General features: G+C 41.9%; 10 protein-coding genes and 1 pseudogene. 5 read left to right on the top strand and 6 right to left on the bottom strand.

Annotated elements, in window-relative coordinates:
* Positions 1–117: 117 nt before the first annotated feature.
* A complete protein-coding gene (locus tag H0W62_15090; protein ID MBA3649843.1) occupies positions 118–3,099 on the bottom strand; it encodes a T9SS type A sorting domain-containing protein in 2,982 nt (993 codons plus the stop codon).
* A 209-nt stretch (positions 3,100–3,308) separates the two neighbouring features.
* Positions 3,309–4,379 carry an acyl-CoA desaturase gene (locus H0W62_15095; protein MBA3649844.1) on the bottom strand — a complete coding sequence of 357 codons (1,071 nt, stop codon included), beginning with the start codon at positions 4,377–4,379 and terminating at the stop codon, positions 3,309–3,311.
* A 234-nt stretch (positions 4,380–4,613) separates the two neighbouring features.
* Here H0W62_15095 and H0W62_15100 point away from each other — a divergent pair, with 234 nt between their 5' ends.
* Positions 4,614–5,657, top strand: a complete 1,044-nt coding sequence (locus H0W62_15100) for an NAD(P)-dependent alcohol dehydrogenase (GenBank protein MBA3649845.1) — start codon at positions 4,614–4,616, stop codon at positions 5,655–5,657.
* A 152-nt stretch (positions 5,658–5,809) separates the two neighbouring features.
* Positions 5,810–6,760 (top strand): aldo/keto reductase, encoded by a 951-nt coding sequence (locus H0W62_15105; GenBank protein ID MBA3649846.1) that lies wholly within the window; start codon positions 5,810–5,812, stop codon positions 6,758–6,760.
* Positions 6,761–7,416: 656 nt separating this feature from the next.
* Here the strand turns inward: H0W62_15105 and H0W62_15110 are convergent.
* The 3 genes and pseudogenes from H0W62_15110 to H0W62_15120 form a co-directional block, all read right to left on the bottom strand.
* Positions 7,417–7,860, bottom strand: a complete 444-nt coding sequence (locus H0W62_15110; protein ID MBA3649847.1) for a hypothetical protein — start codon at positions 7,858–7,860, stop codon at positions 7,417–7,419.
* Between the two features lie 530 nt (positions 7,861–8,390).
* A complete protein-coding gene (locus tag H0W62_15115) occupies positions 8,391–8,690 on the bottom strand; it encodes a hypothetical protein (GenBank protein MBA3649848.1) in 300 nt (99 codons plus the stop codon).
* A 73-nt stretch (positions 8,691–8,763) separates the two neighbouring features.
* Positions 8,764–9,174, bottom strand: a pseudogene (locus H0W62_15120) (VOC family protein).
* Between the two features lie 450 nt (positions 9,175–9,624).
* Here H0W62_15120 and H0W62_15125 point away from each other — a divergent pair.
* The 3 genes from H0W62_15125 to H0W62_15135 all read left to right on the top strand — a co-directional run bounded on the left by H0W62_15125 (position 9,625) and on the right by H0W62_15135 (position 12,065).
* Positions 9,625–9,876, top strand: a complete 252-nt coding sequence (locus H0W62_15125; protein MBA3649849.1) for a hypothetical protein — start codon at positions 9,625–9,627, stop codon at positions 9,874–9,876.
* Entirely contained in the window at positions 9,855–10,301 is a 447-nt protein-coding gene (locus H0W62_15130; protein ID MBA3649850.1) for a two pore domain potassium channel family protein, read from the top strand. The genes H0W62_15125 and H0W62_15130 overlap by 22 nt, the downstream gene beginning before the upstream one ends.
* Before the next feature lie 192 nt (positions 10,302–10,493).
* Positions 10,494–12,065, top strand: coding sequence for a carboxylate-amine ligase (locus tag H0W62_15135; protein ID MBA3649851.1), 1,572 nt, complete (start codon positions 10,494–10,496; stop codon positions 12,063–12,065).
* A gap of 286 nt (positions 12,066–12,351) precedes the next feature.
* Here H0W62_15135 and H0W62_15140 read toward each other — a convergent pair whose 3' ends face one another.
* Positions 12,352–12,582 carry a hypothetical protein gene (locus tag H0W62_15140; GenBank protein ID MBA3649852.1) on the bottom strand — a complete coding sequence of 77 codons (231 nt, stop codon included), beginning with the start codon at positions 12,580–12,582 and terminating at the stop codon, positions 12,352–12,354.
* Between the last annotated feature and the right edge of the window lie 87 nt (positions 12,583–12,669).

Raw genomic sequence — 12,669 nt, forward strand, 5'->3', positions numbered from 1 at the left:
GAGGCTGTATAAAACAATTACAACGCTGATGATAGAATAAAAAAGAAAAAATGATACTCGAAGACAATAAAATCTATTCCCATCCCTAAGGCAAAATCATTTTCAGGAACACCCTATCTACTCCTTTGCAAAATTTTGTTTCCAGCTCTTTCCGTCCTTATCAATGTTAACGAAATACAAGCCATTTGGCAAGGTTGAAATATCGACCACTGTTATATTACCCGTCAAATGATAATTGGCCTTGGTCACTATGACTTTCTGACCAAGAGGATTCACAATGGTAATGCGTGAATTTTCAAGCTGTGCAGCATTCCAGGAAATGTATAAAGACGATGTTGCAGGATTAGGATAAATCAAAGGCATATCCGTATCTGTTATTATGTTAACCGCCGTGTTGCAATCCTTCACAGTAACCGTGACAGAAGCAGTTCCGAGACAGCTGAATTGATCTGCGCCGGTAACTGTATAAGTGGTAGTAACTGGCGGAGCAACTTTTACAGGGTTGCCGGATAAATTTCCAGGCTGCCATAAATAAGTCGAAGCTCCAGATGAAGAAAGTGATGTACTATCACCGGGACAAACAGAAGTTGGGAAAGCCTTAGGTAATAATTTAACGGTATCAATGTTTACGGTTACAGGTATTCTGAAAGAACCGCAACCTGAAGAAATATGCCAGTCGTAAAAGAAATAGTAAGCATCATGTAAACCTAAGATGGAGCTGTATACAGACAACACCTCCGGTACAGTATATGGAAAAGCTACATTGCTGGTAGAATATAAAGCAGGTGAAGTGGAACCAATAGCATTCAGCTTGTAATCCTTTCCGCCATTAATTTTAAAATTTGTATGAATTACCATCTTTTTATTGACATCGCTGTCAGTAACAACGATGCTGGCAGTGGCAAGCCTAATAAAGCCAATAGTGCTGAATAAATTAACGGTAATTTTTCCGGCCTTTTGCGGATATACAAATACACTGTCAAGAATAAAATTATCGTAGGCGGTAAATAAAAACCCTTCTGTAAAAGCAGAACTGTATGAACCGGCGGTAGTATCGGGGTTTGCAAGACCGACAGTATCCTTATGCGTGATTCCTGTACTTACATAAAAAGTAGTATCGCTAATCACATTTGCTGTTATTGAATCGCCGGAAGCAAATGGAACCGATGAAGACAAATCAGAATACCAGCTTATAGGGCCAGTTGAAGTAACGAATAATTGAAAGGTATCAAGAGTGCAGGAAGTCACATTCGAAACAGAAGTGATTCCCTGTACCACTATAGACAAATTTGAAGAGGTATCTGCTAAACCGGAATTTGCACACGTTGCAATTGTGCGGTAAGACGTATTAGTCTTCAAGCTGTCTGTAACAAAGGATGCTATACCACCACCTACATTAAGATCGCTCCAGTTAATTCCATCGCTTGATTGCTGCCAGTCATATTGAATTCCTTTTTCAGTTGAGAGGCTGTTGTTCAGGTATATGGTAGTTCCTGCGCCAAAACAAATGGTATCAGAGGCAGCGGTTAATATTCCGGGACTGGGTGCCTCATTGCAGGGAGTTCCTCCAACATTTGTGATAACGGTAGCCCATAAGTTTTGAGGAGCGTTAGCAAATTCCTGGAAAGACCAGAATGAAGTATCACGCGGATCAGCACAGGTAAAAGTATAATCACCCCACCGGTTACGACCGCCGCCAAAATCCTTAAAATAAGGACCAAGGCCTGGCTTAAATATATAGGTCTCCTGCATGGTATTCAAACTATCCGTTCCTTTTCTGTATGAATAGCCTGCACTTGGATACATGCTCGAAGAAGACATTGCATAACCCAATAAAACATCATTTTTTACATTCACACCGATACTTGGATAGAAATAGAATATCCTTGCCGTTGAATCTTCAATCCGTCCAAATTGCTGAACTTTTACAGAGTCCGGATCTATCTGCCACCAGTCAACACATGCATGGGTGCCCCCATTGGTTACAAATACGGTATGCGTGAACCACAATGATCCATTAATATAAAGGACATTTTCAATTCTTGTATCACCGGCTTCGAGGCCATGAGTGCTGGCAAGCTGTGGTGCGGGCACTCCATTATCGCTCCAGGTGTGATTTATACCAACCAGGCTTTTAAAGGCATACTTAGGTGAGTCTATGGCACCACTAATGGTGAACAATTTTACATAGCCGAAGCCGCTGCTAAATCCATTAGAGTTGGCAACCAGGTATTCCGTTTCTAAAGAAGTATCTGTAGTGGTAGCTGGGCATAAAGTGAATACCGTCGGATCGCTGAATACATGCGCAGTAACAGAGCTGCCCATGTAAGCACTATCACGCCGGAAGACATAGATTTTTGTGAGCAGACCGCCCGTATGCAGAAAATCATTCCCGGTAAATACAATCCAATTTTTATTTAAGCCGACAAGTGCATAATCAAATAATCCAAGGTTTTCACCTGTGTCAAATGTATATAAATACCATGTGCCTGTAGGATCGGAAGTTTGAGAAACGGCAATAAATACACCCCCATTACCATTGGCAAGAAAGCCATCTATACTGATTATAAAGCGATGACGGGTCGGGTCAAAAATAATGTGAGGATCGTAAAAAAAATATGCGCCAGCAACATTAAAGAAGGTAGTAATGCCTACTGTTTTTATAAACGTTCCGAACTTGTTGTAAATATTAAATTGCTGATTAGTAGTTTCCATAATCAAGCTGTCTCCCGCAGCACCATTGATATCAGGAGGTATAAGCGTTCCGTTATCGAGCACACCATTAAAAACCAGATTTGGTGACGGTGATGTGCTTCTGCTTTTATGGGCCGGAATGGTTATATTGAATTTAGAAGCTTTTCCTGTTACAGGCTGTGGTTTAAATCTGAAATCCTTATCACGGTCTTCCCCTTGTTCAATAAAGCGTTTTTTGTACTTCGCCGGATTCTGCTTTTCCTCATCTGCAAGCGCACTAAAATTTATAACATAGGGCTTGCCTATTTTTATTTGTTTTTGAGAAACTTGCTGTGCATGAACCGTAAAGCCCATTGCAATCACCGTAATGCATATCAATGAAAAAAGCGGAAAAATTCTGTTCATATTAGAAGTTAAAAGGAGGTTAAATGTAAATAGAATATAGTTGCTGCGTATAAAATATAATCTTTCAATAGCGGGAAACCTTAGATGATTTTTAAAAGTAAAACATTATTTGCAATTAATTAATTGGTTAAGGTAAACCGTTTAATTGCATTGAAAATTCGGAAAGAAGAAATTCCGTTATGGGATTAAATTACCTTCGACAATGGACTCTACGCACTGCCCAATCTTTTCAAATACGATAAATGTGATTTAAAAGCTTTAAAGAGGGAAGAATATTCATTATACTGTACTTTATGCTCTTTGCACGTTTCTTCTACCAGCTTCCTGATTTTGGAATAATGGATATGACTTACTTTAGGAAATAAGTGATGCTCGACCTGGAAGTTCAATCCACCTACGAGCCATGATATCACTTTGCTGTTGGTTGCAAAATCAGCAGTGGTGCGCACCTGATGGATTGCCCATTCATGCTCAATACGTTTTGAATTTGTATCTGGTTTAGGAAAAGATGTTGCTTCCACAATATGGGCCATCTGGAAAATAATACTGATAAATAGTCCGCATACCCCTGCAGCTATCAGGTAACCGACCAGTGTAGGCACAAGACCAACCATAAATACAGGCAGCACCATGTAAATGCCGAAATAAAAAAACTTCGTGATCCAGAAGATAAGATGTTCCCTTAAGCTAAAAGTGTGCTGCTCCGCTCCTGGTGCCATCCTGCCTGTAAAATATTTCTGAAAATCTGCAATAAGAACCCATGCCAGGTAGGTAAGTGAATAAAAAAAGATCCAATAGAAATGCTGGTATTTATGAAACCAGTACCGTGGCTGATTTTCATCCACACGCATAAAAGGGCTGAGGTTAATATCATGGTCTTCACCGCTGATGTTAGTATACGTATGGTGGCTGATGTTATGCTTCAGTTTCCAGAAGTGGCTGTTGCCTCCCATCAGGTTAAGTGAATAAGCAGAAACAGTGTTAAGCCATTTATACCTGGAAATGCTTTGGTGTCCGGCTTCGTGCATAATATTAAAACCTATAAGCGCGAAGTCAATTCCTAAAATGGCACAAAGAAAAACGGAAATAATGGCCGGAGGGGTAAAAAAAACAAGAAGAATATAAAGCCCTATCAACGTGCCGATAAATAATATATTTTTAAAAAATAGCGCGCGGTTACCTGATGGATGAATCTTTTTATTTTCGAAAATTGCATCCACTTTTTTTTTCAGGGAAAGAAAAAAAGGATTTGGCTTGTTATTGAAACTGACTTTCGACATCTAATTTGACCCTTATTTGCTTTGAAGAAATTGCATTGCTAACAGTACAAGGCTTATAAAGTTCATAATTAAAATATGTAATACTGGCTTGTACAATTGTAATGTTTAACGAAGATAGCATTCATTTAGTTTTTCTACTCATTTTGTGCAAATTCATTCTTAAAAAAAGCAAATTGGTTTTTTCTTATGAAGCAACCTTTTCACGGTACTTTCGTTTCTTAAAAAAAATCAAGTATGTCAGAAACAAAAGCATATGCTGCACAATCAGCTACAACACCCTTAGTACTTTGGACAATTGAAAGAAGAAATCCAAAGCCACACGATGTGCAGATCGATATTCTTTATTGCGGAGTTTGCCACAGCGATCTTCATACCGCACGCAATGAATGGGGTGGCACCATGTACCCAGCCGTTCCGGGACATGAGATAGTAGGCCGCGTAACAAAAGTTGGGTCTCATGTAAATAGGTTTAAAGAAGGTGATCTTGCCGCCATCGGATGCCTTGTAGACAGCTGCCGCGAATGCGAAAATTGTAAAGAAGGCCTTGAGCAATATTGTATTAACGGGATGGTAGGAACTTACAATGGAAAAGAAAAGGATGGCAGTGGCAATACCTACGGCGGGTACAGCAAGCGGATTCTGGCACATGAAGACTTCGTGTTGACCATTTCCGATAAGCTTCCGCTCGAAGGCATAGCACCGTTACTTTGTGCAGGCATTACCACCTACTCACCACTGCGGCACTGGAATATCGGCAAAGGTGATAAAGTGGGAATACTGGGTCTTGGTGGATTAGGCCATATGGGTGTCAAACTGGCGGTATCTTTTGGTGCGGAAGTCACCATGCTGAGCCACTCTCCTTCTAAAGAGTCCGATGCTAAAAGGCTGGGTGCTCACAAATTTATTTTAACCAGCGATACAGAGCAGGTAAATTCCGTAAAGAATTATTTCGATTTCATCCTCGATACCGTTTCTGCACCTCACGATTATAACATGTATCTGAGCATGCTGAAGACAAATGGTGTAATGACGTGTGTGGGAGCCCCTCCAACACCTGCTCAGATACCTGCGTTTAATCTAATCGGCAATAGAAGATCGCTCACCGGCTCCCTGATTGGTGGCATTCCTGAAACACAGGAGATGCTCGACTATTGCGCAGAGCATAATATCGTTTCCGATGTGGAAGTGATTGACATAAAAGACATCAACGAGAGCTACGAAAGAATGCTTAAAGGAGATGTACGGTATCGGTTTGTAATAGATATGGCAACGCTTTGATTTGAAAAGTTTTGAGTTTGAAGTTTTAAGGGTTGGAGTTTGGCCGGAAGGGATGTTTAAAGTTGTATGAAGTTGTAAGTTGAAAGTTTAAGGTTTGAAATGTTGTGTTAAAGTGTTGAAGGTTAAGAATAGTTGATATAAAGATTTGAATGATGCATAAAAGGAGGCTCGGAAATTCAGAGCTGGAGACGTTGCCATTGATTTTTGGAGGTAACGTCTTTGGCTGGACCATTGATGAGCAATTATCTTTTAAGCTACTGGATGCCTTTACCGGCGCTGGTTTCAATATGATTGATACGGCAAACAGCTATTCCAGGTGGGTGCCTGGCAATAAGGGCGGAGAATCTGAAACTATTATCGGTAACTGGATAAAGCAAAGGAATAACCGCGATAAAATAATTGTTGCTACTAAGGTAGGCAGTGACATGGGAGACGAGAAAAAGGGACTTTCGAAGACATATATTTTTAGTGCCGTAGAGGATTCATTGGCTCGCTTACGGACAGATTATATCGATCTGTATCAATCTCATTTTGATGATCTTGCCACTCCGGTTGAGGACACCATGGATGCGTATTCTGAATTGATAAAGCAAGGAAAAGTACGGGTTATCGGCGTTTCCAATCTCTCTCCGGAACGGCTGAAGCAATCGGTAGATTACGGTAATACTAAAAACCTGTCACGGTATGAAACTCTTCAACCACAATACAATTTGTATGACCGTGAAGATTTTGAAAAAAATTACCAATCCTATTGCATAGCTAATAAAATAAGCGTTCTACCCTATTCATCGTTGGCGAGTGGATTCTTAACCGGCAAGTACCGCTCAGAAAATGATCTTTTTAAAAGCGCCAGAGGCGAGGGCATTACAAAATATTTGAATGACCGGGGCAATCTTATTTTAAGAGCATTGGATAAAATAGCTGCTCGCAATAATACAAGACCAGCATCAGTTGCACTTGCCTGGTTAATGACCCGTCCAACCGTTGCGGCACCTATTGCAAGTGCCACCACTATAGAGCAATTGCATGATCTGATAAATGGTGCAAATCTTCAACTGGATAAAGAGGACTTGGAGTTGCTTGATAGGATGAGTGAGTATTGAATAAAAGATTTACTGGGTGTAACCGCTTTTGGTTGGATTTCTAAGAACATTATAAAATTATTAAATCATTTTAAATTATCAATAGGTCATCTCATCTGCCATCAACTCCCCTTTCTTCAACACCGTATCAATCGCCTTCTGCTGCTAATTCGAAGGATACTTCGTTAGCGTCCTCTTTACCAGCACGATAAACTCGCGCGTGAGGTTCCTCGGATGATCCAGTCAATAGTAACGTTCTTTATAACCCTTTTTACAATCTTTTTTGCAATTTCTCTCAGTGTTTTGAGTGACGCCGAGTCCTCGCTTTTCTTCATGCTCGGTTGAGTGACTGCTGAAGACAGAAGGCTCAACGGAATAACCCGGCGGGGACATAAAATAAACCCTTTTGCTTTCTTAGGTTAAAAAATCTTCCCTCTTGTTTAATTGTGATCAATTAAAGCGGAGTAAATACTCCGGTTACAGATAGAAAGACCAAACTTAACCCGGGAGCAACATAGCATCTTTTTATTTTTCAAAATGTGAAATCAACAGCCTAAAACTTTATTTAATTGGTTGCTGACATCTTACTCCTTCCCGACAGACTTAACAAACTTCTAATGGCTGTGTAAATAGAATAATTAAAGACTATCCGGATACCCAATATTGAGTGGAATAATCTATTCGTAAATGGTAAACATTTCACGATGTGATTTTTCTACCAACGGTATGAACCGCTGGTACCATGCCTCCAATTCCTTACTGTTTGGCATTTCCTCGGTCATCATTTTTTCCATGGCAGTGAGGCTTTCGTAAGTGGTCTCCATCACCAATGTGTAAGAAGCACCTGTTAAATCAAACATCTGGCGCATGTTTTTTTGCATTTCGGGAGGCATCAGTGATTTTGATTCTTTTAATAATGTTTTCGCATCTTTTGCTTTTCCGAATTTGAGGTGGAACACCATTCTTTCTAATATCATAAATGAGGTTTTTAAGTATAAAATTTTTTCAAAAGTATCTAATCTGATGTTTTGAGGGAAAATTTTTTTTGCTTCCGATGTTTTGGGTTGCCTGTGGTTGTATGCCTTATCAACCACTGCGCGTTGTGGTTTTCGAATGGGCATGTCTTACCGGCACGAGTTAAAGATAAAAGATTCAGATACTTGAGTGACGTCGAGTCCTCGCTCTGCGTTATGCCTGGTTGAGTGACCGGCGAACACAGAAGGCTCAACGGAGTGACTCGGCGGCTGACCAAGCATCCTGTACACAAAAAAAACCGGTTGAAGGGTTACGATTATTCGCAGGATAATTTGTATTTCATGCCCTATCAATGTGCGGTATTTTAAGGATGAAATCCTGCCCATACTAATTTATAATGATGGGGGTTGATCAAAATCCCTTGTGCTTTTTTCTGAAGATAGAACGGATACAAATTACGGGCAACGGCTGATCCGCTGATATCATTGGGCACTTCCAGTAATGTCAGATTAAACTGTTAGCCTGCGTTTTTTCTATCGCCTCTCGATTCAAAGTCATGCTTCCCAGTTTTGAAAATTGCTGGGCCTCAATCAACTTTTTTCATTTGGATTGAAACAGGCAGGATGTATGACTTCCAAATTTCAAGATATAGATTTGAATCCTGGGCAATTTTACGCTACTGACCCATGTGCAGCATGCCAAGATACTTCTCCTCGTTGCCGAGAAATTTTTGATTTTGTTCCGATGTGAGCACGCTGCTGATATGATTTTTGAATTCCTGCTTAATGCCTTCCATCTTGCTTGCCATATCCCCTTCTGCTTTTGCTTCGTGCTTTTCTTCACGGAACTGCTGAAAAAATCCTTTGATCTTTTCAGCCTGATCCGGCGTAAGATTAAGATCGGAAGTAAGGGTTTGCAATAGTTTCGCAGCCATTCCTCCCTGCGCACCGCCGAACAAATTGCTTAACAGTCCCATATTGATTTGATTTAGAGAACCAAGGTAACCTATTTCCTTCAGCCGGAAATCATACAGGTATTTACTGCTTCTATTAAATTTTCATTTCAATCAGCCAATGGTGGCCATACGGATCTTTGATTTCACCCTGGCGATAGCCGGAATCATAATCCTGAGCAGAGGAAATTTATGATGCGCCTGCTGCTATTGCTCTCTGCATCACGGCATCCACATCTGAAACATATAAACCGATGAGTGAGGTAACACCCTTGTTTTGTATCGGCTCAAACCGACCCTTCTCAGGAGATTCTTCATGAAGTTGAAATACAGCACCATCAATTGACAGTTCGGATACGTGAATACTTCCATCATCATTTGTCCAACGCCTGAGTTCGATGGCTCCGAAACCCTTTATGTAAAAATCAATATCGCAGGTGCCGCTCTTAAAGTAAAGCTGCGGAGCGAAAAATGTGCTGCTGATTTCTTTTGTCCCGTCGTCTGTCATTTTCTATTATTTGCGTCCGCGCGGGTTACTCCGTTAAGTCATGCACGGAGCGAGACCTGGCTTTGTTTTTATATTCATCTGCATAAAGATAATGTGAAAGGTTAATTCTGTCCTTTCCTTTAATTCATCAACCGAACCGATGAGGAGGATAATCCAGAAACGTCTTTGCCAAACTCCATTTTTCGGAAGCCATGTTTACCGGGTATCAGTTAAAGGTAGATCTGTTTGAGTAACGCCAGATCCTCTTTTCGCTCATGCTTAGTTGAGTGGCCGGTGAAGACAGAAGCCCCAATGGAGTGGACAAGTTAAAACCTTGATTTCTTCCCTGAGCATTCAATGGAAATCCTGACTGCGCATGCGGCTGCCTATTCAAGACCTCTCCTGCTTGCATAATTCATGTTCCTTATTCACATTTGTATCCACTCTGAAACCTCTTTTAAAATTTAAACAATGATACCTCAAGAAAATCCGCAATTGATACATTATGATGATAATACAGGTCTGAGCGCGAAGGTCCAATTGCGGAACCGGCATTCGTTTAAACCAGATGGTACATTCAACGTAATCGTCAAAGGACTTCCTTTCTTCAAGCCGTATGAAACTTATCATGACCTCATCACCATGGCCTGGTGGAAGTTTAATTTCACCGTGTTCATCATCTTCCTCACAGCTAATAGTTTATTTGCTACATCTATTACCTGATAGGTGTAGACCAGCTAACGGGCTATACCGGTAAGTCCGGGCAGGAGGCATTTCTTCATTGTTTCTTCTTCAGCGCACAATCGCTCACCACCGTTGGATACGGGCGAATTGCGCCGGTGGGCATAGCCGCGAGCTGGGTGGCATCCATCGAATCGATGATCGGCCTGCTGATTTTTGCCCTGGCCACCGGATTGCTATACGGTAAATTTTCACGACCCAAAGCCCGTATCATCCACAGTAAAAATGCCCTTATATCCGGGTATAAAAAAGAAAACCTCGTATGGGGGGCACGGTTTATCCTCAACTTCCAGGAATCACCGGATGGAGCTACGATCCACTATGTAAACATGATTAACGATTATGAGCCGGTTGGACTACCTGATTACAGAGTAGCGGCAGGGGCCCGAGTGTACTTGATAAGATAAGACGTATCATTACGCCTTCTGAATTTAATCCTGGATCCTTCCTGAATAAACCAAAAGCGGAGGATGATGAATGCTCCGCGAGGAGCTCTAACCGAATGAAAGAACATCCCATACGTTAGCCACATTAACAGGGTAGTATTTATACCCAAAGCGAAATTTCGTTTATTAATTTTACAAACATAAGACGGAATAATGCAATCACTCAACTCCGAAACGGATCCTCAATCCATTCACGACGCAACAGAAACGTTTCCAGAACCTGGTTCCTCAGCCGAGCAGCAACGCTTTCGCGAGCTGCAGCAAAAATTGCTGTGGCAATACGAGAAGGTGTTTCCCGACATGGAGGCGAAGAAAACTATTGTGTGTATTCCTTCGCTCACGATTGACCAGGAATTGCAAACCAGGGTGAGCGGATCATTGCATTATGAAGAACGCCTGCTTTCATTGCTCATGCTGCTTCGCATGCCACGCACTCACGTAGTATATGTTACCAGCATGCCCATTGATGAGGTGATCATTGATTATTACCTGCATCTGCTACCCGGTATCACGGGCCATCATGCACGCCGCAGGCTTACGATGCTCAGTTGCTTTGATGCCTCGCCAAAGTCGCTGACGGAGAAAATCCTGGAGAGGCCCAGGCTGATGGAGCGGATACGGGAAGCTGTTCCGGTGCATGAGTTGGCCCATATAACGGATTATAACACTACCGGTTTCGAACGAACGCTTGCCGTGCGGCTGAACCTTCCCTTGTTTGGATGTGATCCTGACCTCCTCCATCACGGCTCGAAAAGCGGAAGCAGAAAAATCTTCAGAGCCTGCGGAGCAGACCTGGCACCGGGTTATGAAGATGTAAAGGATGAGCAGGAAATTATCGAAGCATTGGTGTCGCTGAAAACTGATAATCCTTCGCTAAAAAAGGCCGTAGTGAAAGTGAATGAAGGGTTCTCAGGTGAAGGCAATGCCATTTTCGCGTTCAATGGGTGCCCTGAAACGGGAAGCATAAAAACCTGGGTAAGGGATCACTTAAAAGACCACCTTACCGTTGTGGCAGCGGACTTCACCTATGAAATTTTCATGAGCAAGTTCAAAGAGATGCAGGGCATTGTAGAAGAATTTATTCCCGGGGAAATCAAGACATCGCCTTCAGCTCAATGTCTCATAGATCCCATGGGCAGAGCCGAAGTAATCTCCACCCATGATCAGGTACTGGGCGGTGAAGGTGGGCAGGTATTCATTGGCGCAAAGTTTCCGGCTGATGAAGAGTATGCAGGTGAAATCGGGAAGCGGGGGTTATGTATTTCTCAGGAAATGGCAAAATATGGCGTGATGGGTCGCTTCAGTATTGATTTTATTTCGGTAAAGGAAAGCGACGGATGGAAACACTATGCAGTAGAAATTAATTTGCGTAAGGGAGGCACTACGCATCCCAACCTTCTGCTGCAGGGTCTAACCGCTGGCAAGTATGATGCAGAGAAAGGAATTTATCTCACTGCCAGCGGACAGCGGCGCTATTATTTCAGCTCAGATAACGTAAAAAGCGAAAATTATAAGATGCTTACTCCGCCTGATCTCATTGATATGGCCATCCTGAAAAATCTGCAGTACGATGGATCCACACAACAGGGAGTCATGTTTCATTTAATCGGTGCGCTTTCCCAATATGGAAAACTCGGGGTAGTGTGTATAGGAGATTCTCAATCGCAGGCTGATGCCCTTTACACGAAGACGCTCCAGGTGCTGGATCAGGAAACAGAGAAATAGTTTGTGAGCCCGTGACCTCCTTAATCTCGCTTCCTTTGTTATTCTATCTTTTGAATGAAAGGAAGTGGATTTCATCATTCATGTTCAAGACGCATAACCGCATTAATTTTTAATCTTGCTCTCTGCAATCGCTGGATGAAAACATGCACATCGAAATGTATAAATAATGTCTTTGCTGGTCTTTGGAAAGCATTGAGCGCCTGGAAGACCAGTAACCGAAGCGTGAGCGCCATTGCTGGCCTGGCCCGTCTTCAATCTTCGGGCCAAGACCCACAGCAGCTAAAATCTATTCGTAAATAGTAAAAATTTCACGATGTGATTTTTCTACCAACGGTATAAACCGCTGGTACCATGCCTCCATTTCCTTACTGTTTGGCATTTCCTCCGTCATCATTTTTTCCATGGCACTGAGGCTTTCGTAGGTGGTCTCCTCACGAATGTGTAAGAAGTACCCTGTTAAATCAAACATCTGGCGCATGTTTTTGGTGCCGTTGATTTCTATGACACGGCCAAACATTTTAATGAGTAATTTTTTTCATAAGGTTCTCCGCGTTTAACCACAGCAAGAACGCGCGCCAGTAATTTGTTTTTGACTGCATTGAGT

Source organism: Chitinophagales bacterium, from assembly GCA_013816805.1.
Classification (GTDB): Bacteria; Bacteroidota; Bacteroidia; order Chitinophagales; family UBA10324; genus MGR-bin340.

Coding starts and splice junctions, on each gene's coding strand:
- H0W62_15095 (MBA3649844.1), bottom strand. CDS start 4,379: ATGTCGAAAGTCAGTTTCAATAACAAGCCAAATCCTTTTTTTCTTTCC.
- H0W62_15105 (MBA3649846.1), top strand. CDS start 5,810: ATGCATAAAAGGAGGCTCGGAAATTCAGAGCTGGAGACGTTGCCATTG.
- H0W62_15125 (MBA3649849.1), top strand. CDS start 9,625: ATGATACCTCAAGAAAATCCGCAATTGATACATTATGATGATAATACA.
- H0W62_15115 (MBA3649848.1), bottom strand. CDS start 8,690: ATGGGACTGTTAAGCAATTTGTTCGGCGGTGCGCAGGGAGGAATGGCT.
- H0W62_15090 (MBA3649843.1), bottom strand. CDS start 3,099: ATGAACAGAATTTTTCCGCTTTTTTCATTGATATGCATTACGGTGATT.
- H0W62_15140 (MBA3649852.1), bottom strand. CDS start 12,582: ATGTTTGGCCGTGTCATAGAAATCAACGGCACCAAAAACATGCGCCAG.
- H0W62_15135 (MBA3649851.1), top strand. CDS start 10,494: ATGCAATCACTCAACTCCGAAACGGATCCTCAATCCATTCACGACGCA.
- H0W62_15110 (MBA3649847.1), bottom strand. CDS start 7,860: ATGCCCATTCGAAAACCACAACGCGCAGTGGTTGATAAGGCATACAAC.
- H0W62_15100 (MBA3649845.1), top strand. CDS start 4,614: ATGTCAGAAACAAAAGCATATGCTGCACAATCAGCTACAACACCCTTA.